Source organism: Acidimicrobiales bacterium, assembly GCA_041394265.1.
Taxonomy (GTDB): Bacteria; Actinomycetota; Acidimicrobiia; order Acidimicrobiales; family SZUA-35; genus JBBQUN01.
The window spans coordinates 4,597,731-4,622,339 of the sequence record JAWKIO010000005.1; the positions used below are offsets into that span (position 1 = coordinate 4,597,731).

Annotated in this window: 18 protein-coding genes; 15 read left to right on the forward strand and 3 right to left on the reverse strand. The window is 67.2% G+C overall.

Translation table 11 applies throughout. The features are described from left to right. Positions 1-20: 20 nt before the first annotated feature. A complete protein-coding gene (locus tag R2733_22110; protein MEZ5379209.1) occupies positions 21-1,658 on the reverse strand; it encodes an ABC-F family ATP-binding cassette domain-containing protein in 1,638 nt (545 codons plus the stop codon). 82 nt (positions 1,659-1,740) lie between these two features. Between R2733_22110 and R2733_22115 the strand changes: the two genes are divergently transcribed. Genes R2733_22115 through R2733_22140 form a run of 6 tightly spaced genes read left to right on the forward strand, consistent with a single transcriptional unit; the run spans position 1,741 to position 9,478 of the window. Beyond that, positions 1,741-3,309, forward strand: coding sequence for an ATP-binding protein (locus R2733_22115; GenBank protein ID MEZ5379210.1), 1,569 nt, complete (start codon positions 1,741-1,743; stop codon positions 3,307-3,309). A gap of 37 nt (positions 3,310-3,346) precedes the next feature. Next, on the forward strand, positions 3,347-4,945 hold the full coding sequence (locus tag R2733_22120; GenBank protein MEZ5379211.1) for an AMP-binding protein: 1,599 nt from the start codon (positions 3,347-3,349) through the stop codon (positions 4,943-4,945). A gap of 49 nt (positions 4,946-4,994) precedes the next feature. Further along, positions 4,995-6,548, forward strand: coding sequence for an SDR family oxidoreductase (locus R2733_22125; GenBank protein ID MEZ5379212.1), 1,554 nt, complete (start codon positions 4,995-4,997; stop codon positions 6,546-6,548). A gap of 36 nt (positions 6,549-6,584) precedes the next feature. Continuing rightward, entirely contained in the window at positions 6,585-7,757 is a 1,173-nt protein-coding gene (locus R2733_22130) for a M15 family metallopeptidase (protein ID MEZ5379213.1), read from the forward strand. Positions 7,758-7,772: 15 nt separating this feature from the next. Further along, positions 7,773-8,765, forward strand: coding sequence for an aldo/keto reductase (locus R2733_22135; protein MEZ5379214.1), 993 nt, complete (start codon positions 7,773-7,775; stop codon positions 8,763-8,765). Further along, positions 8,762-9,478 carry a MaoC family dehydratase gene (locus R2733_22140; GenBank protein ID MEZ5379215.1) on the forward strand — a complete coding sequence of 239 codons (717 nt, stop codon included), beginning with the start codon at positions 8,762-8,764 and terminating at the stop codon, positions 9,476-9,478. Before R2733_22135 ends, R2733_22140 begins: the two co-directional genes overlap by 4 nt. 186 nt (positions 9,479-9,664) lie before the next feature. Here the strand turns inward: R2733_22140 and R2733_22145 are convergent, their stop codons facing one another. Next, complete coding sequence (locus R2733_22145; protein ID MEZ5379216.1) at positions 9,665-12,202, reverse strand: CHAT domain-containing protein; 2,538 nt, start codon at positions 12,200-12,202, stop codon at positions 9,665-9,667. Positions 12,203-12,224: 22 nt separating this feature from the next. Here R2733_22145 and map point away from each other — a divergent pair, with 22 nt between their 5' ends. Further along, positions 12,225-13,223 (forward strand): type I methionyl aminopeptidase, encoded by a 999-nt coding sequence (map, locus tag R2733_22150; GenBank protein ID MEZ5379217.1) that lies wholly within the window; start codon positions 12,225-12,227, stop codon positions 13,221-13,223. On the opposite strand, the gene R2733_22155 is transcribed toward map, so the two are convergent. Beyond that, on the reverse strand, positions 13,216-14,022 hold the full coding sequence (locus R2733_22155; protein ID MEZ5379218.1) for a phytanoyl-CoA dioxygenase family protein: 807 nt from the start codon (positions 14,020-14,022) through the stop codon (positions 13,216-13,218). The two genes, map and R2733_22155, sit on opposite strands and share 8 nt — an antisense overlap. An 81-nt stretch (positions 14,023-14,103) precedes the next feature. Between R2733_22155 and R2733_22160 the strand changes: the two genes are divergently transcribed. The 8 genes from R2733_22160 to R2733_22195 all read left to right on the forward strand — a co-directional run bounded on the left by R2733_22160 (position 14,104) and on the right by R2733_22195 (position 24,600). Next, positions 14,104-14,664: a helix-turn-helix domain-containing protein gene (locus R2733_22160; protein ID MEZ5379219.1), complete on the forward strand. Its 561-nt coding sequence runs from the start codon at positions 14,104-14,106 to the stop codon at positions 14,662-14,664. 22 nt (positions 14,665-14,686) lie between these two features. Then, positions 14,687-16,423 (forward strand): ABC transporter ATP-binding protein, encoded by a 1,737-nt coding sequence (locus tag R2733_22165; protein MEZ5379220.1) that lies wholly within the window; start codon positions 14,687-14,689, stop codon positions 16,421-16,423. Beyond that, entirely contained in the window at positions 16,420-18,321 is a 1,902-nt protein-coding gene (locus tag R2733_22170; protein ID MEZ5379221.1) for an ABC transporter ATP-binding protein, read from the forward strand. The genes R2733_22165 and R2733_22170 overlap by 4 nt, the downstream gene beginning before the upstream one ends. Positions 18,322-18,447: 126 nt before the next feature. Next, complete coding sequence (locus R2733_22175; protein MEZ5379222.1) at positions 18,448-18,825, forward strand: hypothetical protein; 378 nt, start codon at positions 18,448-18,450, stop codon at positions 18,823-18,825. Between the two features lie 96 nt (positions 18,826-18,921). Then, on the forward strand, positions 18,922-21,051 hold the full coding sequence (locus R2733_22180; GenBank protein MEZ5379223.1) for a hypothetical protein: 2,130 nt from the start codon (positions 18,922-18,924) through the stop codon (positions 21,049-21,051). Continuing rightward, the gene (locus tag R2733_22185) at positions 21,048-22,037 is read left to right on the forward strand and encodes an ABC transporter ATP-binding protein (GenBank protein ID MEZ5379224.1); all 990 of its coding nucleotides are present in this window, start codon (positions 21,048-21,050) and stop codon (positions 22,035-22,037) included. The genes R2733_22180 and R2733_22185 overlap by 4 nt, the downstream gene beginning before the upstream one ends. After that, positions 22,034-22,999: an ABC transporter permease gene (locus tag R2733_22190; protein MEZ5379225.1), complete on the forward strand. Its 966-nt coding sequence runs from the start codon at positions 22,034-22,036 to the stop codon at positions 22,997-22,999. Before R2733_22185 ends, R2733_22190 begins: the two co-directional genes overlap by 4 nt. Next, positions 22,996-24,600, forward strand: a complete 1,605-nt coding sequence (locus R2733_22195; protein MEZ5379226.1) for a hypothetical protein — start codon at positions 22,996-22,998, stop codon at positions 24,598-24,600. The genes R2733_22190 and R2733_22195 overlap by 4 nt, the downstream gene beginning before the upstream one ends. Positions 24,601-24,609: the final 9 nt, after the last annotated feature.

A 24,609-nucleotide genomic window follows, 5' to 3' on the forward strand; every position in this document is an offset into this window, starting at 1 on the left:
GCCCGACCGTAGTCGACGCGTCAGGCCGAGAGCAGCTTGACCCTCCGCAGCGAGCCGACGTTCGCTGGATCCGACAACGCCTCCAGTGCGAGCTCGAAGTCGGGGACGGCGTACACCGAGCCGTCGTCGTCGATCATGACGAAGCGATCGAGCCGGGCGAGGAAGGTGCGGTCGTGGCTGACGGCGATCACCGTGCCCTGGAACCCGTCGAGTGCCTTCTCCAACGCCTCGGAGGACTCGATGTCGAGGTTGTCGGTCGGTTCGTCGAGGAGCAGCACGTTGTGGCCCTCCAGCTCGAGTCCGAGGATCTCGAGCCGGGCCTTCTGCCCACCCGACAAGGTCTCGAACGCCTGCCGGGCGTGCGCGGCCAATCCGTAGCGGGCGAGCGACTTCATGGCCCGCTCGTCGTCGGCGACTCGCTCTCGGGTGATGTCAAAGGCTTCGCGTCCGACGAAGTCCGGGCGATCGTTGATCTGGGTGAACACCCCAACCGAGGTGCGAGGACCGAGGGCGATCGTGCCCTCGTCGGGCGGCAACTCGCCGGCGAGGGCACGCAGGAGGTGGCTCTTGCCGGTGCCGTTGGGGCCGATCAGGCCAACCCGCTCGCCGAAGTAGACCTCGTCGGAGAACGGCAGGAAGAGGTCGCCAACCGACAGGTCGTCCATCTTCACGACGCGCCGGGCCGAGTCGGCGCCGCGCAGATTCACGTAGATGTGTTGGTCGGGGACCAGCGGCGGGGGAGGGCCGGCGGCGACGAAGCGCTCCCATCGGGTCTCCGCGGCGTTCGCCTTGGTGGCGTTCTTGAAGTTCTGCGCCGCCCGTTGCTTCATCACCTTCATGTGATGGAAGAGGCGGCGCTCCTCGTCGGTCCAACGCTTGAGCGCGTCGCCGAGCAGCTCCTGCCGACGGGCGCGTGCCTCGGGGAACGTGGTGTACGAGCCGCCATGCACCCAGCAGCCCGAGCCTTCGATCACGACGATCTTCGTGGCGACACGTTCGAGGAGCGATCGGTCGTGGCTCACCATCAAGATCGTGCTCCGGCAGGCGATGAGCTGTTCCTCGAGCCAGACCCGAGTGGGGATGTCGAGGTAGTTGTCCGGCTCGTCGAGGAGCAGGATGTCGGCCCCCGAGTTGAGCAGCAGGTCGAGGACCAGGCGCTTGCGCTCGCCGCCGGACAACTCCCCGACGAGGCGGGTCGAGAAGTCGGCCACGGGCGTCTTCACGCTGCGGGCGGCCGACGCCGCCCACTGGGCTTCGAGCTCGTAGCCGCCGAGGTCGCCCCAATCGGTGAGCGCCTCGGCGTACTTCATGCCGTCGTCCGTACCGTCGATCATCGCCTTCTCGGCGGCGACGAGCGCTCGCCCGGCCTGGCGGAGCTCGGGGAGTGCGACCTCGATCAGCATCTCCCGCAGGCTCGTGTCGGGGCTCGACATCCCGACGTCTTGGGTCATGGTGAGGACGGTGCCGCTGAGCGAGAACTCACCGGCGTCGGGCTCGAGTTCTCCCGACAGGATGCGGAGAATCGTCGACTTGCCAACGCCGTTGGCCCCGACGAGGGCCGCGTGATCACCGGGCGCCACGCCGAAACTGATGTCGAAGAACAACGAATCGCCACCGGGCGGGGCGTAGTCGAGGTCGGAGATGACGATGCTGCTCACGATGAATCTTTCCTCGGTTCGGCCCCTCTGGGCCGAGGGCTGACGGTGGCTCATGGCGGCCTCCGGCGTGACGAAGCTACCGATGATGCGGAGCAACGGAGCCAATTTCTATCGAATGGCGACCGACGCCCTGGCCGAAGCGTTCGCCATCGAAGACGTCGATGGCCGGCTGGTGTGGGCGAACAATGCCGCGTCCACCATGCTGGCCGACCTCACCGGCGGCCGGCGTCTGTGCGAGGGCGACCTGATCAGGGAGTACTTCCCGCAGGTCTTCGACGAAGCCGGCAATGCCTGCGACGAGAGCCAAACCATGCAGCGGTTGGCACTCGACACGAACGCGACACACGACAATGTCATCCGGGGCGCCGAGACGGCCTCGGGGATGCGTTGGTTCAGCTGCCGATCGGTGCCGATGAGCGACCCGCTCACCGGCGAGCGATGCGTGGTGCATTCGCTCACCGAGGTCACCGAGCAGCGCCGGCTGCAGGCTGAACTGGAGCGCCACGAGCGTCATCTCCAGCTGGCGCTCGAGTACGGCCCGATCGGGATGGCGGTGGTCTCCGGCGATGGGCGTTTCACCGAGGCGAATCCGGCCTTCTGTCGCCTGGTCGGTTGGGACCGCGAACAACTGATCGGCGGTCCGATCCGCAGCATCACGCACCGGGACGACTTCGTTGCCGTCGAGGCGATGGCTCGGCGGACCCTGTCGGGCGGCCATGAGAGCTTTCAGATCGAGATGCGATTCGTGGGGCGCGACGGGACGCCGATCCCGGTGCGGGCAGTGGTTGCGCTCGTCGGTGAGGCCAAGGGCGCACACAACTTCATGATGCAGTGCGTCGACATCACCGCCCAGAAGCGGGTGGAGGCGGCACAGATCGAGGCGCTGCGCAAAGAACGGCAACTGGTGAGTGACCTGCGAGAGGTCGAGCGGCTTCGGGCCGACTTCGTCGCCACCGCCTCACACGAACTCCGTACTCCTCTGGTGAGCCTGCTCGGGTTCTGTGAGCTGATGGCCGAGGAACTCGACGGTGCCGCCTCGGTCGCCGAACTCCGGCCGCTGGTCGAATCGGCAACCCGCAACGGTCATCGCCTCCAGCAGTTGATCGATGACCTGTTGGCTATCGCACAGATCGAGGCAGGCGGGATGAACCGTCGCTTCGACCCGGTCAGTGTGGCAAGTCTCGTCGGCAGCGTCGGTGAGTTGATGGCCGTCATCGCGCGGCGAGAGCACGTCGACCTCGACCTCGATGTCGGTGACGAGGTCGGCTGGGTCATCGGCGACGCCGAGCAGCTCGAGCGAGTGCTGTTGAACATCGTCGGCAACGCCGTCAAGTTCACCCCGGCCGGTGGACGGGTGCGGCTGTCGGCGACGACCAGTCCGCAGGCAATGGACGAGGTCGTGCTCGAAGTCGAAGACACCGGCATCGGCATTCCGCTGGCCGAACAGGACCAACTCTTCACCCGGTTCTACCGATCGTCGACCGCACGAGCGGCGGCAGTGGCGGGTACAGGACTCGGATTGGCCATCGCCGCCGAGATCGTCGACGCGCACGACGGCAGCATCGCGGTGACCTCCCGCCCTGGTGAGGGGTCGACCTTCACGATTCGGCTCCCCCGCTCGCCGATCAAGCAGGCGGACTGGTCGATCTGATCGGTCGCCGTCTCGCCGCGACCGCTAGAGTCGCGCCATGACGGAGAGTGGTGAGCCGACACGCTGGCAACGCCTCGCATCGGCGGCCGAGGTCGGTCGCCGCACCGGACTGCTCGATCCCCGAACGCTCGGCGCGTCGGTCGCAGCTGCCGGCACTTGGGGGGCAAGCGTTGCTGCCCCCTATGCATCAGCTGCGCTGCGCCACCCGCATCGGACAGCACTGGTCGACGCTCACGGCGCGATCACCTACCGAGAGCTCGACCTCCGCACCACCCGGTTGGCGTCGGGGCTGCAGTCGATGGGGGTTGGGCGCACCTCGACCGTCGGGGTGTTGTGTCGCAACCATCGCGGGTTCGTCGAGGCGAACATCGCTGCGGCGAAGCTCGGCCTCCATGTCGTCTACCTCAATACCGGCCTGCCCGAAGCACAGCTCGAGCAGGTGATCGAACGCGAGCAGATCTCGTTCGTCTTGGCCGACGAGGAATTCGACGCCCGCCTGGCGGCCATCGGGAGTTCGGGAATCGACCGATTCCTGGCCCGCCTGGGCCTCGATCCCTCGTGGACCTTCACCGACGTTCCGAAGCCGACGGTGCCGCTACTGCTGCCCCGACCGTGGCGCTCACCCGAGCCGGTCGTGCTCACCTCCGGAACGAGCGGCGCTCCCAAGGGCACGCAGCGTACCAACGGAGTGAAGTCGGCCGCCACCGCAGCGGGCGTGATCACCGTGATCCCCTACGAGCGGGGCGACACGTTCGTGATCCCGGCCCCGCTGTTCCACGCGTGGGGTCTCAGCCAGATGGTCACGTGCGCCACGCTCGGGGGCACCGCAGTGCTGCCCGGCGGCTTCGATCCGGCCACGGTGATGGCGCTCGTCGATGTTCACCAGGCCACCGTGCTGGCCGCCGTGCCGGTGATGCTCCACCGCATCCTCGAGGCGCAGACCGGTGCCAGCGGAGCGAGTCTGCGGATCACGGCCACCAGCGGCTCGGCGCTTCCGGGCAATCTCGCCGAACGTTGGATGGATGCCTTCGGTGATCACCTCTACTCGCTCTACGGCTCGACCGAGGTGGGCCAGGTCGCCGTGGCAACTCCCTCCGACCTCCGGGCGGCACCGGGCACGGCCGGTCGTCCACTGCCGGGCATCGATGTGCGCATTCTCGACGACACCGATCGTGAGTTGCCGTCCGGAGCCGTCGGGCGCATCTTCGTTGCGTCTTCGATGCATTTCGACGGCTACACCGGTGGCGGGGGCAAGGCTCGGGTGGGCGAGCACATGGAGATCGGTGACCAGGGATCGTTCGACGACGACGGGCGGCTTCGCGTGGTCGGGCGGGCCGACGACATGATCATCACCGGCGGCGAGAACGTCTATCCGTCCAACATCGAACGTTCGCTGCTCGAGCACCCGAAGGTGTCCGACGCTGCGGTGGTCGGTGTTGCAGACGACGACTTCGGCCAACGGATTCGGGCGGTCATCGTGACCACGGATCAGCGCAACTCTGACCGCCGTACGGCCTCGATCAAGAAGCACCTGCAGACCCAACTGGCGAGCTACGAGGTGCCCCGCGAGTTCGTCTACGTCGACACGATTCCACGGAATCCGGCAGGCAAGGTGTTGCGGCACGAGCTGCGGTGACCCCCACGGTGGCTGAAGCGTGTTGACCAGACACCGATAGGTTCGTGCGGTGACTTCCGACGACCAGATGCGAACGAAGCTCCTCGCCACGACCGAGTTCCTCCAGGAGATCGCTCGGTCGAAGGCGGCGCTGAGCTCGCTGTCGCTCGAAGAACGGACGGCATTCCTGAACGCGGCCGGTGATGTGTTCTGCGCCGATCCCGATGAGCGGCGGTTGCGGGTCAAGGCCAAGCGGAACAAGCGGCGAGCAGAGAAGCTTGCACGCGACGAGGCAGTGCTCGACCAAACCGGCATTCGCACCCTGCGGGCCAAGCCGGTCTTCACCACACCCAACGTGTTCCCGCCCGAGCACTTCGAACCGTCCGACACCCATGACACTGCGCCGGCCATCGCAGGGATCGGCACCGGAGCGACGGGCATCGGCGAGACGGCAGAGCCCCAGCACTGTTACATCTGCAAGACCAAGTATCACCAGGTCCACCGGTTCTATGACCAGCTGTGCCCGGACTGCGCCGAGTTCAACTACGCCAAGCGATCCGAGCTTGCCGACATGGACGGCATGGTCGCACTCCTGACCGGCGGACGGGTGAAGATCGGCTATCAGGCAGGGATCAAGCTGCTCCGCAGTGGGGCCGAACTCATCGTCGCCACCCGCTTTCCTCGTGATGCTGCCGCTCGCTACGCGGCCGAGCCGGACTTCGCGGAGTGGGGGCACCGGTTGGAGGTCTTCGGGCTCGACCTGCGCCACACGCCGAGTGTCGAAGCATTCGCCCATCACGTGCTGACGAGTCGAGATCGCCTCGATCTGATCGTCAACAACGCGTGCCAGACCGTTCGCCGCCCGCCCGATTTCTACCAGCACATGATGGCGGCCGAGACCGCAGCACTGGCCAGTCTCGAGCCCGAGGTCCTGCAGCTGGTGGGCGCCTACGAAGGACTGCGTCGCTACGACCTGCTGCCGGCGGCCCCTGGCGCCGAACCTCCGTCCCTGCCCGGGCTCGTCCAAGCGGCAGAGCTTTCGCAAACGCCACTGCTGCCCGAGGAGGTCGCCGGTCAGCGAGACCTGTTCCCGGAAGGGCGGCTCGACCAAGACCTCCAACAGGTCGATCTGCGTGATCGCAACTCGTGGCGGCTCCTGCTCCATGAAGTGTCGTCGGTCGAGTTGTTGGAGACCCAGCTCGTCAACGCCGTTGCGCCGTTCGTGCTCAATGCCAGGCTCAAGCCGCTGATGGAGCGCACACCCGGGGACCACAAGCACATCGTGAACGTGTCGGCGGTCGAGGGGCAGTTCTACCGCCGCTACAAGACCACACGGCATCCGCACACCAACATGGCCAAGGCGGCGCTCAACATGATGACCCGCACCTCGGCCACCGACTATCTGGCCTCGGGCATCAACATGAACAGTGTCGACACGGGCTGGGTCAGCGACGAGGACCCCGTGGCCATCGCTCGTCAGAAGACCGAGGAGCACCGGTTTCACCCGCCGCTCGACATCGTCGACGGTGCCGCACGGATCGTCGACCCGATCATCGCCGGACTCAATACCGGCACCCACGTTTCGGGCGCTTTCTTGAAGGACTACGTGCCGACCGACTGGTAGGCCTCATGGATCACGCTTCTGGACCGATGGATCCAGGTGCGACGAACGATCGATCGGCGACGGGCCAAGGCCGCCGCCTCTTCTCTCTGTGGGGTGCTGCTGGTGGGAACGGCCGCCACGCCCGCTGGGGCAAAGGGGCCGTCGCTGCCGGAAGGCGATGGTCCGACGTTGTCGGAACCAGCACCCAAGGTCGAGCTCGACCCCACCGACTTCAACCCTTTCACGATCACCGACACCGAGGTCTCGCGGATGCGTTCGCAGCTCATGAGCGAGCAGATCCAGGTCGGGATGATCGATCGTCGAGCCGCCCGTCTGCTCGCCGAGGCGGCGAGTGACCGCTCGACCGCTCGCCAAGACCTGCGGCAACGCACCGACGAACTTGCCGTGCTCGAAAACACGCTCGGGGCAGCAGCGATCGAGGGCTACCTCTCCGATAGTGCCAGCGAGAGTGTGCCGTTGTTCGGGCAGTACGTGGAGTCCGACGCCACCTTCGCCGACGAGACGGCAACGCAGCTGCTCGAACGGCGGGAGGAGGCACGACAGGCTGTGGCGTCGGCCACCGAGGCGCTGGATCGTGCCGAGCGGATGCACCGGATTGCGACGGCTCGCAAGCGACAGGCCGAGCGGTCGGTCGAGGCTGCGCTGGAGCGGCAGGAGTCCTTCGACGAACTGGCCGCCGAACAGTCGCAGGCTGCAGAGCGAGCCGACGCCGAGGCCGCTGCTGCGTCGGACGACATCGAGCTCAGGTCGGTCGCCGGAACGATCACGGTCAACGCCGAGATCGAGCACCAGATCGATCGACTGATCGCCGATGCCCGAGCGGATGGCCTCGATCTGGCGGGAGGTGGCTACCGCACGATCGAAGCGCAGATCGCGCTGCGGATCTCCCACTGCGGTGGTTCCTCACCGGCCGGTGTCGAGCTACCCGCCGAGGGGGCGACACCCGAAGAGCTCGCGGCTCACGACGCCGCTGTGTCGGCGTATCAGCACTACGTGATCTACGAGAAGCCGGCCGGCGCCTGTTCGCCACCGACCGCAACGCCCGGTAACTCCGAACACCAACTCGGCCTGGCCATCGACTTCACGCTCGACGGTGTGATCCTCGATCGCCAGAGCGAGGGATTCACCTGGCTCGAGGATCACGCCGAGGACTACGGGCTGTTCAATCTCCCGAGCGAGGCGTGGCACTGGAGCACCGACGGCACCTAGCCCTATGGTCGCGCCATGCGTCATGTACGAATGGGACGAACCGGTCTGCAGGTCTCGAGGCTCTGCCTCGGCACGATGACCTTCGGATTGCAGTGCGAGGAAGCCGAATCGAGAGCGATCCTCGATCGGGCGGCCGATGCCGGGATCACCTTCATCGATACGGCCGACGTCTATCCACTCGGCGGCACCGGCCCCGAGGTGGGTCGCACCGAGGAGATCGTCGGGCGGTGGATGCAGGGCCGCCGTGAACAGGTGATCCTGGCCACGAAGTGCTTCGGCCCGATGGGACCTCAGCGCTGGAATCGGGGGTCGAGTCGCAAACACATTCGAGACGCCGTCGAAGCCTCGCTCCGCCGGCTCCAGACCGACCACATCGACCTCTACCAGCTGCACGGGCCCGACCCGTCGACGCCGATCGAGGAGACCCTTGGCATCCTCGACGACCTCGTCCACGAAGGAAAGGTTGGTTACATCGGGTGCTCGAACTTCACCGCCTGGCAGCTCGCCTTGGCGATCGGGCGGTCTGAAGCCCACGGCCTCGCTCGCTTCGACTGCATCCAGCCCCGGTACAACCTGCTCTACCGGCGCAATGAGCTCGAGCTGTTCGAGCTTTGTGCTCAAGAAGGTGTCGGGGTGATTCCCTACAACCCGATCGCCGGTGGACTGCTGTCGGGGAAGCACCGCAGCGGGGCGGCCCCGACCGAGGGCACACGGTTCACGTTGGGATCCGCCGCCGAGCGATACCAGGACCGCTACTGGCACGACCGCCAGTTCGAGACGGTCGACGCACTCAAGGCGGTGGCCGAGGAGGCCGGCATGCCGCTCGTGACCATGGCGGTGGCGTGGGTGCTGGCACAGCCGGCGGTCACCTCGCCGATCATCGGTGCGAGCCGCCCCGATCAACTCGACGCATCGATCGCTGCGCTCGACGTCACCCTCGACGACGACCTCATTCGCCGGATCGACGACCTCACCAACCAGTACCTCGCCAGTCCGGAGCTGCGATGACCACCCTTCCCACGTGGACTGTCTCGGCGGCCAATCTGCCCGAGCACGCTCGGAATCCGATCCACACCGACGCCGGTGGCCGAGCCGCCGGGTATCCCGGCGCGTTGGTCGCCGGCGTCACGGTGTATGCCTACCTCACCCGGCCGGCAGCCGAGGGGTGGGGGTTGCCATGGCTCGAACGCGGCACCGCCGAGGTGCGCTTCCTGTCACCGGTGTTCGCCGACGACACCGTGGTGTGCACCCCGGTGCCGAGCGAGCTCGGCGCCGTGATCGAAGCTCGGGTCGGCGGCGAGGTTCGGGCCACCTGCGCGGTTACCGAGGGTCCGCTCGGCGACCTCGAGCCGATGGCCGACGGACCGGCGCTCGAACCAGCGCGGTTCCGCCTCGAGGGCGAGTGGGCCGAGTATGGCGTGCGGGCCGGCGAAGACTTCGGGCTCTATGCCTCCGAGGGCATTGCCCATCCGGCACTGTGGCCGGCGATGGCGAACAACCTGGTGCACCGTCAGCTGGCGCAAGGCTCGTGGATCCACACTCGAAGCAGGATCCGCCATCTGGGGCTGGCCACCATGGGAGCCGAGGTCCTCGTCGAGGCCAACGAAATCAAGCGGTTCGACACTCGTTCCGGTGAGCGGGCGCTTCTCGACGTCCGTATCACGCAGGATGGCCGGTCGATCGCCGCCATCGAGCACGAGGCGTTGATCGCGCTCAACTGATCGGCCTGCGCCCGAGCGAGTGAGGGCTGGGCGACGCACCGTCGTGCGGATCGGCGTTGTCAGCCGAAGGTGCTGAGCGCTGCCAGTCCAACCAGGAGCACCAGCACTCCGATCAGCAGAAGCGCGGTCTGGAGCGGCGGATGGCTGGGGGACTCCGATGGGCGCTGCGGTTCCATCGCGGCGAGCCTACCGCTCCACTGCTGAGGTGCCGGGGCCGGCGGCGTGGTCGGCCTCGATGCACATGAGGCAGTCGGCGGCGCGTTGGAGTTCAGGGTCGTCGAATCGGAGGAGCTCGAGCGACTCGACCGCCGTTTGTCCTGCGGCCAGTCCGGCGTGCAGCGCAGGCAAGACCGCCACGGCGTGTTCGGGTGCGAGGTCGACCGGCGACACGACGACTTCGTGAGCGCCGCGAGCGATGAGCGTTTGGGCCAACGCCAGGTTGACGTCGTGGGTGCGCGAATGCACGGCGGTGACACGGCTCGACGCCACCACGACGATCGGAGCGACGCTTGGGACCTGGCCCAGGTCCAGCATCGTGAGGGGGCCGCCACCGAGTGCCAAGGTCGTGACCAGCCGTTCCCGCTGGACCAGCGCTTGGTAGCCGGCAATGTGGACGACGTCGTGATCGACACATGCCGTGAGGAACGCCGTCGGTGTCGCGGCCTTGCCGACGAGCACGGTCGCCTCGGGGTAGTGACTGGCGACGGCGGTCGCTTCGGTCGTGGCATGTTCGCCCGGTCCGGCGCACGAGACGGAGAGGATTCGCTGCGGGAGCGGGGCTCGGTCGCGGCGTGGATAGGGCGAGCCGATTCGGAGTGGGACTCGGTTCGTGCGGGCGATCGGGAGCAGCCGCCACGGCACCGAGATCAAGCTCTGGCCCGGTCGGATCGAGTATTCCTCGCCATCGGCCAACGTGATGCCGGCGAACAACAGCTCCTGGAGTGCGTGCGCCGTCAGGTCGATCCGTTCGGACCCGTGCGGATCCATGCTCGCTGCCGCAACCGCAAACCGGAGGCGGCGGATGAGCGACTCGAGGTCGGCGGCCGCGCCGATGTCGATGAATGATCGATCGTCGCCGTCGAACGTCGCCCGGTAAACACGCCCATTGGCGGCGACGAATCCCAGTCGGGGCATCGGCGGCACCGCACCGGCACGCAAGACACGATCGACTCGTCGAACACCGTCGAGGTCTTTGAGGCGTCGATCCAAGTCGGACAGTTCAGCCGTGTCGACGGACGCAGCATCGAGCGCAGCCACCGTCGTGCGCAGCGCTGCCAGCCCGGAGCGGAGCGGACCGATGTCATGCTCGGCCAGCGCGAAATCGAATGTGGCTCGTTCGTGCATCTCCAGGATCTGGAAGAGCACGTCGTCTCGTCCGGCGAGTGCGAACGCGACCGCCAAGCGCCGAATGTCGACCAACTCGAGCCCGGCGGCGCGTACGTCGAGTGCGTCGATCGTTTCGGTCCTGCGGGTCAGCTCGTCGAGGAGTCGCGGCACCTCGGCCTGGGCTGCTTCCAATCGTCCTGCCGACAACTCCAGCAGGATCGTGCCGTAGCGTGCCATTGCCCGTACCGCACCGCTGGGTGCGTCCAGGCCCTGCGCGGCCGCCGTGAGATAGCGATCGCTCGCTTCCGGTCGTTCATGGGCGAGCTGGAGCAGGGCCCGACTGAGCGTCGGGTCGTCGGTGAGGTGCTCGACGGTGAGCCACTCGGGCGGTTCAGGGGAATCGAGAAGGTCGAGGAGGCGGCGTGCCTGTTCAGCCCGGCGGGGCCGCTCTTGGGCAACGAGCAGGTCGTGAGCTGTGCGGAGGTCGGTCCGGGCCGAGTCGAGTTGGCCGCGGCCGATGTCGACGCGGGCGAGCACCACGAGTGCAGACGCGAGACTCAGCGATTCATCGAGGGCGATCGCCGATTCGACGGTCTGGGTGGCCACCTGGTGCGCCAGATCGAGCAGATTGATCGAGAGATAGGTGCTGGCAAACGCGGGACCGAACTCCATCGCGCCACGAGGCCAGGTGGCGAACCGCACCCGTGCCTGTTCGAATCGGTTGATGGCGCCGGTCACCGCTCCCTGACGCGCCAGGTTCAGGCCGAGCCAGCCGATGGTGATGGTGACGAGTCGTTCCGGCAGGCCCGGGCGGAGCAGGATCGACCGGAACGCCGCTTCTGCTTCGACGACGTTGCCTTGGAGATGTTGGCACCGGCCCTCGATGAAGCGGCCCATTGCCCATCGAGACAGGTCGCCATTGCGCAGTGCTCCGTCGCGAGCGGCGACGGCGTGGACCTGCGCTTCGGCCAAACGATCGGTGGCGCCGGCGATGAAGGCGCGTTGGAGTGTCACGAGGTGACGAAGTTCGTCGGGCATGTAGGACTCGGCTCGATCGACCAGCTCCTGCGCCTTTGCAATCGAGCCTTGCCAACTCAGCAGCCCGGCCTTGAGCGTCATGGCCAGCCCAGCGGACCACGACGCCGGCGGGGCGGTGGCGATCGAGCGGTCGAACCATGCCGTGGCCTCGTCGTAGCGCAGCTCCTGTCGGTGCACGGTGGCGATCAGCGCGGCGAGCGCCGACGCGAGATCGGGATCGTCGGTGGAGGAGAACTCGGCCGTGGCTTCATCGAGGTCGAGCACGACGTCGGCATAGAGCCGATGCAACGCCCGGTCGAACATGGCGAACGCTCGTATGTCGATCGGGACCCGTCGCCCGGGGTCGTGAGCCGCTGCCATCGCCCGAGCTTAGGATTGGCAGGTGCTCAATGGACGACTTTTCAAGCGCCGGCGTTCGGTTGCCCTCTGCTGGTGCGGATCGGGATCGCCGCGCCGATCCTGCCACGCCGACCCGACCGACTTCCTTCGTCGCCCCGTCGAACTCGGCACGGTCAGTGCGCAACGCGCCGTGCCCGACCACATCGTGCGACCCGACTACGTCCGACTTGGCCGGGTGACCACGCCAACGGGTCCGCAGATCCAGACGGCCGAATCGCTCGAACGACTCCGGCGAGCCGGCAACGTGGCCGCCGAGGTGCTCCTGGCCGCCGGGCGGGCGGTTGCTCCCGGCATCACCACCGACGAGCTCGATGCGATCGCCCACGACACCTACCTCGCCCACGGCGCCTACCCCAGCACCCTGGGGTACTACGGGTTCCCGAAGTCGATCTGCACCTCGGTGAACGGCGTGATCTGTCACGGCATCCCCGACAGCCGTCCGCTCGAGGACGGCGACATCGTCAACATCGACGTCACGGCCTACGTCGAAGGCATGCACGGCGATACATCGGCAACCTTCGCAGTGGGCACCGTCGACGAGGCCACGCACACCCTGATCGACGTCACCCGGGCGGCCACGCTCCGAGGCATCGCCGCCATCCGCCACGGTGTCCCGCTCCAGTCGATCGCCGAGGCCATCGAGCCGTATGCAGCATCCTTCGGTTTCGGCGTGGTGGCCGAGTATGGCGGGCATGGGATCGGCCAGACCTTCCACACCGATCCCCACGTGCACCACTGCGTCAGCCGTGGCGACGACACCATGCTCGTGGCAGGGATGAGTCTGACCGTCGAACCGATGCTCTACAGCGGACGTCCCGAGTTCACCCAGGCCGACGACGGCTGGACCGAGCACGTCGACGACTCGATGGTCTCCGCTCAGTTCGAGCACACCGTGGTCGTCACCGACACCGGTGCCGAGGTGATCACCGTCACTGCCGACGGCCGCTCCGCCGTGGACGGCCTGCTCGACTCGGTCAGCTGAGGGGCCAGAGCACCGGGAACAGCGGATGGTCCATGGGGGCACCGGTGGGGAGCTCGTCCTCCAGCCCTGGGAAGGGCGGCGAGGTCACCCAGGGCCGAGGGGCGTGCACCATGTCGTCGCCGAGAAAGCGGACCGAGAGGACTCGCCGACGGTGGCCGCCGGCGGGTACTCCGGCCGAGCCGTGCACCGTTGCCATGTCGAAGAAGACGGCATCGCCAGGTTCGAGTTCCCAGCCGATCACCCGCCACCGCTCGGGATCGGCCGCGAAGTCGGGGAGCTCCTCGAGCGAGCCCTCGGGGAACCATGCCGCCCGGCCATCGAGGAACGTGCGAGGCATGAACCACGGACCGCGATGTGTCCCGGCGATGAACTCGAGCGTGGAAGCTCGTGGCACCGGATCGACCGGGAACCACAGGCTGGCGTTCTGGCGACCGTCGACGTTGTAGTACGGCTGGTCCTGGTGCCACGGGGTGCGCTGCGCCGTGCCGGGCTCCTTGGTCAGCATATGGTCGTGGTAGAGCCGGATCGCCGCCGATTTGGTCAGCGCTGCGGCGATGGCGGCGGCGGGGGAGGAGCGTATGAACATCTCCATGGCCGGGAAGCGCCGCCAATTGCAGAAGTCCTCGACGAAGGCGCCGTCGCCGGCGGCACTTGCCCGCTTGGCTCGTGGCGACAGGTCGGCAAGGTTGGCGTCGATGGCCTCGGTGGCGAGTGCGAGCAGCTCGGCGTCGAACGCCTGGCGGACGCACACTGCACCATCGCGCTCGAAGTCGCCGTCGATCTCCCAGTCGTCGATCACCTGCTCACGCTACCCATCGACGGCATCGGCAAGCGACTGCCGGAGTGAGTGAGTGCTCACTCACTCCGGTACTCTCCACCGATGGCACCGGCGACAAGAGCTCGATCACTGCCGGCGAGTGAACGTCGTTTGGCCATCATCGAAGCCACCGTTCCGTTGCTGTTCCAGCACGGCGAGCAGGTGACGACACGGCAGATCGCCGAGGCGGCCGGTATCGCCGAAGGCACGATCTTTCGGGTGTTCAGCGACAAATCCGAGCTCCTGGCCGCCACGCTCGAGGCTGCCCTCGACCGAAACTCGATCGACGACGCGCTCGAGGCCATCGACGCCGAACTCGAACTCGAGGCCGCCCTGATCGCGGCCACCGAGATCATCCAGCGGCGCATCACCGACGTATGGAACTTGCTGTCGGCGCTCGGTCCAGAGTTGCGTGCCCGGGCGTCGCGGCCCATGCCCGATTCCGACGCGCTGACGGCGCTGATGGCCTCGCACGCCGATCGATGGTCGACCTCACCGGCTGAAGCCGCACGACTTCTGCGGGCGCTCACCCTCGCCCTGACGCATCCGATGGTCGCCGGTGTCCCCCACATCGCCGCCGACATCGTCCAGTTCTTTCTCCACGGCGTCGAGGTGCGCCCATGAATCTCCGTATCGAGGATCGCCCATGAAACTTCGCCAACTCCTGTTCAGCCATCTCGGCCCGTACCGCAAGATCCTCGGGCTCGTGGTGGTACTGCAGGCAGTGCAGACCTTCGCATCGTTGACCCTGCCGACGCTGAATGCGCGGATCATCGACGACGGCGTCTTGACCGGCGACAACGCGGCGATCTGGCGGCTCGGCTCGATCATGCTGGCCTTCTCCTTCGTGCAGATCGTGTTCGCGGCCGGCGCCGTCTGGTTCGGTGCGAAGGCGGCCATGGGGTTCGGCCGTGACGTGCGACGTGACCTGTTCCACCAGGTCACTGCCTTCTCGGCCCGTGAGGTCGGCCAGTTCGGCGCCCCCTCGCTGATCACCCGGATCACCAACGACGTCCAGCAGGTGCAGACCCTCGTCGTCCTCGTCTGCACGATGATGGTGGCGGCCCCGCTCACACTCGTGATCGGGTTGGTGATGGCGCTCCGGGAAGACGTCGGGCTGTCGGTCGTGCTCGCCTTCGCCATCCCCGGAGCGGTCCTCGTACTCGGGTTCCTCGTGTCGCGGATGGTGCCGTCGTTCCAACTGATGCAGGTCCGCATCGACCGGGTCAACCGGGTGTTGCGGGAGCAGATCACCGGGATCCGTGTGGTCCGTGCGTTCGTGCGCGAACCCCAGGAACGGGCGCGGTTCGCCGAAGCCAACGCGGAGCTGACCGAGACCTCGCTCCGCACCGGCCGTCTGATGGCCGGCATGTTCCCGACCGTGATGTTCATCATCAACATCTCGAGCATCGCCGTGCTGTGGGTCGGAGCGAACCGGATCGATGCCGGGCAACTCGAACTCGGCTCGCTCGTCGCCTACCTGACCTACCTCATCCAGATCCTGATGGCCGTCGTCATGGCCACCTTCATGATCTCGATGATCCCGCGAGCGTCGGTCGCCGCCGATCGGATCGCCGAGGTCCTCGACACGCCGTCGTCGGTCGCCGCCCCGGTCGACCCGGTCACCGAGGTCGCCGAGCGCGGCACGCTCGAGTTCGACGACGTCAGCTTCCATTACGCGGGCGCCGATCAACCGGTGTTGTCCAACGTCTCCTTCAAGGCGCAGGCCGGTCAGACCACCGCCATCATCGGCAGTACCGGTGCGGGCAAGACCACGCTCGTCGATCTGATCCCCCGGCTGTTCGATGCGACCGGCGGCACGGTGCTGGTCGACGGCGTCGATGTCCGCCGGCTCGATCCGGATCTGCTGTGGAGCAAGGTGGGCTACGTCCCACAGAAGCCCTATCTGTTCTCCGGGACCGTGGCCAGCAACCTTCGCTACGGGCGCCCAGACGCCACCGACGACGAGATGTGGGAGGCCCTCGAGATCGCCCAGGCGGCCGACTTCGTCCGAGAGATGCCCGACGGGCTCGACAGCACGATCGCCCAGGGCGGCACGAACGTTTCCGGTGGGCAGCGTCAACGGCTCGCGATCGCCCGGGCCCTCGTCGTCAAGCCGGAGCTGTACGTGTTCGATGATTCCTTCTCGGCGCTCGACCTGCTCACCGACGCCCGATTGCGGGCAGCACTGGCTCCACACACTCGGCAGTCGGCGGTGATCTTGGTCGCCCAGCGGGTGTCGACCATCATCGACGCCGAGCAAATCCTCGTGCTGGAAGACGGTCGAGTTGTCGGAAGAGGAACGCACGCCGAACTCGTCGCCAACTGTCCGACGTACGCCGAGATCGTGGCGTCGCAGAACCGAGACGAGGTGGCAGCATGAACCAGCGCAAGGGCACGTCCGAAGAGGACCGCAAGATCCTGAATCACGGCGGAACCGGTTCGGAACGCAATCGTGGAGCGTTCGGTTCGGGCGCCGGCATGCCGGTCGAGAAGAGCAACGACTTCGGCGCTGCCGTGCGGCGGCTCGGCCAGTTGCTGTCGGCCGAACGCGTCGCGCTCGGCGCCGTCGTCCTCGTCACCCTGATCAGCGTGACCCTGGTCGTTCTTGGTCCTCGCCTGCTCGGCGGCGCCACCGACATCATCTTCCGTGGCATCACCGGCCGCGGCACCGGTCCCAATGGCGGGATCGACTTCGACGCTCTGCACCGCCGGCTGCTGCTCGTCGCTGCCCTTTACTTCGCGTCGTGGGTGCTCGGGTATCTGCAGGCGTACGTGTTGGCGGGCGTCGTCCAGCGGACGATGTACTCCTTGCGTGAAGCGGTCGAAGAGAAACTCACCCGCCTGCCGTTGAGCTACGTCGACCGCCAGCCCCGCGGCGACCTGCTGAGCCGGGTCACGAACGACATCGACAATCTGGCGCAGAGCCTGCAACAGACGTTGTCGCAGATCCTCACCTCGCTGCTCACGTTGCTCGGGGTCACCGTCATGATGTTCGTCATCTCACCGGTGCTGGCGGTCGTCGCCCTCGTCACGGTGCCCGCCTCGGTGCTGTTGATGAAGAAGATCGGTGGCCGGGCGCGCCCTCAGTACATGGAGCAGTGGAAGCACACCGGTCAGCTCAACGCCCAGGTCGAAGAGGTGTTCACCGGCCACGCGATCGTGAAGAGTTTCGGTCGTCAGCGTGAGGCGGAAGCCCGGTTCCGGGCCGAGAACGACAAGGTGTACGAAGCCAGCTTCGGCGCCCAGTTCACCTCGAGCCTGATCCAGCCCGCCACCATGTTCATGGGAAACATCCAGTACATGCTGATCGCCGTCGTCGGCGGGCTGCGGATCTCCAGTGGTGCGATCAGCGTCGGCGACATGCAGGCGATGATCCAGTACGCACGCCAGTTCTCCCAGCCGCTGAGCCACCTGGCGTCGATGGCGACCGTGTTCCAGTCGGGTATCGCCTCGCTCGAACGGGTGCTCGAGTTCATCGATGCCGAGGAGCAGACGCCGGAACAAGACCCCACGCCTGGTGGTCTCGACGTCGTCGGTCGGGTCGTGTTCGACGACGTGTCGTTCTCGTATCTTCCTGACGAGCCGTTGATCGAGCACCTGTCGGTGGTCGCCGAACCTGGCCAAACCGTGGCGATCGTCGGACCCACGGGTGCCGGGAAGACCACGCTCGTCAACCTGATCATGCGCTTCTACGACCTCGACGGGGGCCGCATCACGCTCGACGGACGTGACATCGCGGCCTTCCCGAGGAACGAACTCCGCTCCGAGATCGGGATGGTGCTCCAGGACACCTGGCTGTTCGGCGGCACGATCCGCGACAACCTCGCCTACGGAAATCCCGACGCGACCGAAGAACAGATTCGCGAAGCGGCTCGCGTCACCTACGTCGACCGGTTCGTGCATTCGCTGCCCGATGGCTACGACACTCTCATCAACGACGAGGGCGACAACATCTCCACCGGCGAGAAGCAGCTGATGACCATCGCTCGAGCCTTCCTTGCCGACCCTGCCATCCTCATCCTCGACGAGGCGACCAGCTCGGTCGATACCCGTACCGAGGTGTTGATCCAAGAAGCGATGAACGCACTGCGAGCGAATCGGACCAGCTTCGTGATCGCTCACCGGCTGTCGACGATCCGTGGCGCCGATGTGATCCTGGTGATGGAACACGGCCGGATCGTCGAGCAGGGAACGCACGACTCGCTGCTCGCAGCGAAGGGAGCGTACGCTGCGCTCTACCACGCTCAGTTCGCCGGGGCAGCAGCACCGCTCGGCTGAGCTGTTGCGGCGGTACTCGTTGCCGTCGACCCATCAATCATCTGCGACATCTGCCGATGCGAGGGAGGACCCGTACACCCTCGCCTGTGCCATCACGACAGCGTCGCTCCTGTTGCTGGAAACCTCATGCTGACCACCACGATCGAATCAGTGCAGGAACTGGAGCGGCTCCGAGGTGACATTGCCGCTCTGCTCGGGCGCCGAGGTGTCAGTGGGACGCCAGCAGCCGACACCGGGCTCGTCGTGACCGAACTCGCCGTCAATGGTTTCGAGCACGGTGGTGCGGAGAAGCTCGAGGTCAAGGTCGCCGTCGAGGATCAAGACATCCGAGTCGAACTGACCCACCTCGGCGTGGTCGATCTCCCGATTCCGGCAACGAGCTCGATGCCCGATCCACTCTCGATGCGCCATCGCGGTCTGGCCATCGTCGATCTTCTCGCCCGAGGGCGTGAGATCATCCCCGGACCGGGCGGCACCATCGTGCGGTGCTCGATTACTCGCTAGCGCGAAAAATCTTCCCGATGGGGAACCGAAACGAGTCCCCGTTCGTCTGGGAGGTGCAATGATGCGCAAGCACCAGCAACCCAACGAGGCTCCGTGATGCACCAGTGGCGGCAAGTGACGATCGCGCTCGTCGCGATCGTTGGCGTATTCGGTTGGACGACGGCCGCCGGCGCCGCCACCGATCTGACCGTCACGACCCCGGCAGACGGCCACTACCAACCGGGTGCCACCACACCGCTGCTTGTCACGATCGCCGCCGACGGCGCAGTCGAAGGGACGCTGCGGGTCTCGTTCGACGGGCAGGCGTCGGCTTCGCAGTACGTCGAGGTGCCGGGAGGGAGCGAGAAGCAGGTGGTGGTGATGGTGGGCACACTGCCGTGGACCACGTCGGCCTCGGTGACCTTCGACGCCGACGGCAAGGACAACGACAAGACCGTCAGGGCAAACATCACCGGGCCGAACGGCGACGAGATCGTCGGCGTGCTTCCCGAGCTGGCCGGTCGAGAGCTTCCCGCCACGGCCGATCTGACCGTCGACATCGGCCAGGCCCGCCTCTTCCCGTTCGACGTTGCGCTGCTCGACTACGGCCCCGATGTGCTGTCGCCGTTCAGCCAGATCTTGGCGACGCCGGGCGATCTCGAGGCACTCACGTCCGACCAGCTCGAATCGCTCGAAGGATGGCTCGGCTCCGGAGGCGGGGAACTCGTGGTCGATGCCCCTGTCGGCACCCCGCTCGTCGTCCCGATTGGTGACGCGACCAGCGAACGAGTGGCGTACGGCATCGGGTCGGTCACCTTCACCGGCGGATCGGCTGCCCTCGGTGGATTCGATGACGTGTTCGCCCCCACGACACCGCGGTCGGCCGACGACTTCCCGTGGGGCGGCTTCTTCGGTGGGTTCCCGACCTCGATCATGCTGGCCCGCGACGCGGGGGTGAAGATCCCGGCCATCGGGTCACTCGCACTCGGACTGCTCGCCTACACGATCGTCGTTGGCCCGGTGATGTGGTTCCTGCTCCGTCGGCGCCGGAGCGAGCCGGGCATGTGGCTGGCGGTGCCGGGGCTCGCCGTGGTCACCGCCGTCGGGGTCTGGGCGGTGGGGCTGCAACTTCGAGAGGGCGCCAACACGGCACACACCACGGTGATCGCCGATCTGCCCACCTCCCGCCAGGTGCTGTCGCACGTGTTGGTCACCTCGGCCAACGGCGGGCTCGAGGGGATCGAGTTGCCCGACGGTTGGCGCTCGATCTCGACCAATGAGGAGAACTGGGGTGGACCGGTCGCTGTGGCTGCGGTGCCGATCCAGCGAGACGGCGCCGTGCTGACCGAGCTCGATCCCGGCGGCATCGGTGTGCTGGCAGCCGAGACCACCGAACCGGCAGGCCCGCCCGCGTTCGCGATCGACGTTCGCCCCGACGGCAACGAACTCGTCGGAACGGTCACCAACCTCACGGCCTTCGACCTGTCCGAGGTACTGGTCTCGTCGGGGCAGGGCGTCGCAAATGTCGGTTCGCTCGACGCCGGAGCGAGCAAGGACATCAAGATCAGTGGGCTCAACCGGTCGCCGTTCAATGGCGATCCGTTGATGGAGCGGATGATGCAGAACGATCCGTGGTCCGCCAACGACGGGGTGTCCAATCCCGGCGTGCTGATCAGCTGGCTGTCGCTGCGTCCCGGCATTCGATCGCCCGGTCTGGTCATGGCGTCGGGCTGGACCAGGGACGCACCCGGGCCGGTCAGGACCGAGGGAGGGTCGATCGTCGAAGCGGGGCGCACCGCGTTCGTGTCGGTCGTGCCACTCGAGACGTCCGGGGTGTCGTCGCTCACCAACCAGGTCACGTATCTTCGCGGCTACAACGGCTCCCGGGTGAGCGACGTCCCGGCGGGCGGCGTCTGCACTGACTTCCCGCTCACCTACGCCGTGCGGCCCGGCGACACGATCGGTGCCGACGAGACCGCGGTCATCGAGATCAACCGTCGCTCGGTGGCGGCGTTCGACGTGTGGGACGGGGGCGAGTGGGTGCCGGGCCAGATGGCGAGCATCGAGGAGGCCGATCCGGTGATCGGGTTGCCGGCCTCGGCTTCCACCGACGGGGTCGTCTACCTCCGAGTGCAGATGACCTGCGACATGTGGAGCGTCAGCGAGCCACTTCCCGAGCTTCGGCTCGCGACCGGCGACGACGACATCATTCCGCTCGGACACACCAGCACGGAGGCCAACGGATGACCGACTTCGACGCCTCCCCGCCGACCGCGCCGCCACCTCCCACGGCGCCGGAAGCGTCGCCGTCGATGGGAGCGGCGGTGGCCGCGCCACAGCTCATCGACCCGCTGGCCCCGGCCGACGACATGGTGATCTCGTGCCGTGGTCTGACCAAGCGGTACGGCCAGCTGACGGCGCTCGACCAGTTCGACCTCGATGTCCACCGCGGTGCGGTCTACGGCATCATCGGGCCGAACGGCGCCGGCAAGTCGACCACCTTCGCCATTCTGGCAACGCTGCTGGTCCCGACGGCGGGAACGGCGCGGGTCTGCGGCCACGACCCGGTCACCGATCCGAAGGCCGTGCGCAAGGTGATGGGCTACATGCCCGACGTCATGGGGGTCTACGACCGCCTTCGGGTCGACGAATACCTCGAGTTCCACGCCGCGGCCTACGGCGTACCCCGCGACGAGTGGAGCGAGCTCGTGCCGGGACTGCTCGAACTCGTCGACCTCGACGTCAAGTCCGACGCCATGGTCGACGGGTTGTCGCGTGGGATGAAGCAACGCCTGTCGCTGGCCCGGTCGATGGTCCACGACCCCCAGCTGCTCATCCTCGACGAACCGGCGTCGGGCCTCGACCCACGGGCCCGCATCGAGTTCCGTGAGTTGCTGCTCGAACTGCGAAACATGGGCAAGACCATCCTCATCAGCTCCCACATCCTGGCCGAGCTCCAGCAGATGTGTACCGACATCGCCGTGATCGAGGCCGGTCGCCTCCTCGCGTCGGGGTCGCCGCGGGCCATCCTCGACCAGCTCGGCAGTGGCCGGCGGGTGACCGTCACCTTCGTCGGTGGCGCGACCGCCGACTACCCGGTGGCCGATGAACACGAGCAGGCCGCGTTGCTGAAGCGCCTGATCGCCGACGGCCACGACATCGCCGAGTTCACCGTCGCCAGCCATGACCTCGAAGACCTGTTCCTCCAGATCACCAAGGGGATCGTGCAATGAGTCGGGTGCAGCAGCTCAACCCGGTGTTCGACCGGGAGCTCCGCCAGCGCAGCCGGTCGATGCGATCGATGATCCTCATGACGCTCTACCTCTCGCTGTTGGTGGTGGTCATGTACGTCGTCTACAAGGGCACCGAATCGACGCAGACGTTCAACAACGATCCGATCTCGGCGCTCACCAACCGGGTGGGGCGATCGATGTTCGAATGGGTCCTGGCGGCACAGATGGCCGTCCTCCTGTTCATCATCCCGGGGATCAGCGCCGGTGCCATCGCCGGCGAGCGTGACCGCCAGACCCTGATCCCGTTGCAGGTGACCCTCATGTCGCCGCGATCGATCTTCTTGGGCAAGGTGGCGTCGTCGTCGAGCTTCGTCCTCCTGTTGTTGGTTGCCTCGCTGCCGGTGATGGCCGTGCCGTACCTGGTCGGGGGCATCTCGCTCAGCCAGGTCGTCCTCGCGCTCGCCACCCTCTTGGCCACCGGGTTCCTGCTGGCGGTGATGGGCGTTGCCTGCTCGGCGATCTTCCGGCGCACCCAGACGGCGACGCTGGCCGCCTACGGCCTGACGCTGGCGCTCACGCTCGGCACCCTGGTCGGGCTCGCCGTCCTTGCGGTCATCGACGCGTCGCGTGGGACCGACACCGTCGAACCTCGGCTCGAAGCGCTCTATCCCAACCCGTTCGTCGGCATCGCTGATGCCGCAGGCGACCTTGGGGGCGTCGGCGACGGGCCGTTCAGCCCGATCAAGGAAGTCTTCATTCGCAGCCAGTTCGGCAACGACGTCTGGATCGAGAATGGCGTTGCCTTCGACCCCAATACCGGCGAGCAGTTCCAGGCCGAGGGCGTCGGCGGTCTGCCGATCTGGGTGCGCAGCTTGCTGACCCAGGCTGGTTTGGCGATCGTCCTCGCGGTGCTGGCCATCCGTCGCCTGCGCGCCCCGAGCCGGGAGATGCACGCGACATGAGTGCGTTCTTGGCTCGCATGCGGCGACGCTTGCGTCTGGTGTGGGCCTACGCGACCGCTGCGTGGATCGCCCCCGCCGTCCTCGGGCTGGCGGCGGTGGTCGTCGCTCTTGGTTTCATCGCCCCGTGGGGCTGGCCTGAGCCGGTGGCGCTCGGTCTGGTCGTCCTCGCGGCCGTCATGATCGTGGTCGCCGCGGTTGGCCAACGTCTGGGCGACCTGCCAGTGGCGATGGCCGCCGACCGGGGACTCGGGACCCGTGACAGTTTCACGGCGGCCCTGCAGTTTCGAGATCTGCCAGGGCCGTTCGGCGATCGGATCCGAGATCGCGCGGAACACCTCGGCCAGGGAGCATCAGCCGAGGTTGCGGCCCCGTGGCCCGCCACTGGCCGTCGCTGGGCGATCGCCGGTGTGTTTGCGGTTGCCGCCCTGGGAATGTCCCTCGCTCCCAATCCCCAAGACGATGTCCGCGCCGAGCGGGCCCAGGCACAGCAGCTGATCGACGCGGTCGCCGACGACCTCGAGGGCGAAGCCGACGCGCTGGCGGAGGACCCGAACACCGAGGCGCTGGCCGAGCAACTCCAGGACCTCGTCGAGGAACTACGCGCCACCGACGATCTGGCCGAGGCGTCCGAGCTGCTGGCCGAGGCCCAGGAGTTGCTGGAGCTGTCGAAGCCGAACGACTTCGCATCGCAACGGGCGGCCGCCGAGGGGCTCGACGCCGGTGTCGCCGAGCGTCCCATTGCCGCCGAGGGGGGTACGGCCGCGGAACAGCTCGCCGCGCTTGCCGAGTCGGTCGACACCATGACCGATGACGAGCGTGTTGCGCTGGCCGAGCGACTCGAGAGCCTGGCCGAGACCCAGTCGATCGGGAATCCCGATGTCGCTGCCGCTCTGGCCGACGCCGCCGCCGCACTCCAGAACGGCGACGTCGCTGCGGCGTCGGCTGCACTGGGCGAGGCCGCACTGGCGCAGGGCCTGGCGTCCGACGCCGTCGCCACCCAGCTCGCCACTGGGGCAGCGGCGCAGTCGCTGCAGCAAGCGCAGGCGGCGCTCGCTCAAGGCCAAGGCCAAGGACAAGGCCAGGGTCAGGGACAAGGACAGGGTCAGGGACAAGATCAGGGCCAGGGTCAGGGACAAGGTCAGGGTCAGGGTCAGGGTCAGGGACAAGGTCAGGGCCAGGGTCAGGGTCAGGGCAGTGGGTCGGGTCAGGGCGGCGGTGGGAGCGGCGGTCAGGGTGCCGGCGGAGGGGCGCAAGGCAACGTCGGCGGGGCGTCCGGTGGCAGCGGCGCCGGCCAGGGCGGGGTCGGGACCCCGGGCGGCACCGACCAACCGAGGGTCGACACCAACGAGGGCGCCACCATTGTCGACCCGCTCGTGCTCAGCCCCGGTGATCCGACCGCGCTCGGCGGCAGCCCGACCGGTGCGCCGGGCGAGGTCGTCGGCCAGGGCGATGGTCCAACCACGGCCGGACCGACCCGTGTCCCGCTTGCCGATGTGGTCGGCGACTACGCCGACCGGGCCACGAACGCCCCTTCCACCCGTCAACTCCCGCCCAGCCAGCAACAACTGGTGGGGTCCTATTTCGACCTGCTGTCCCAGTAGGGAATGAAA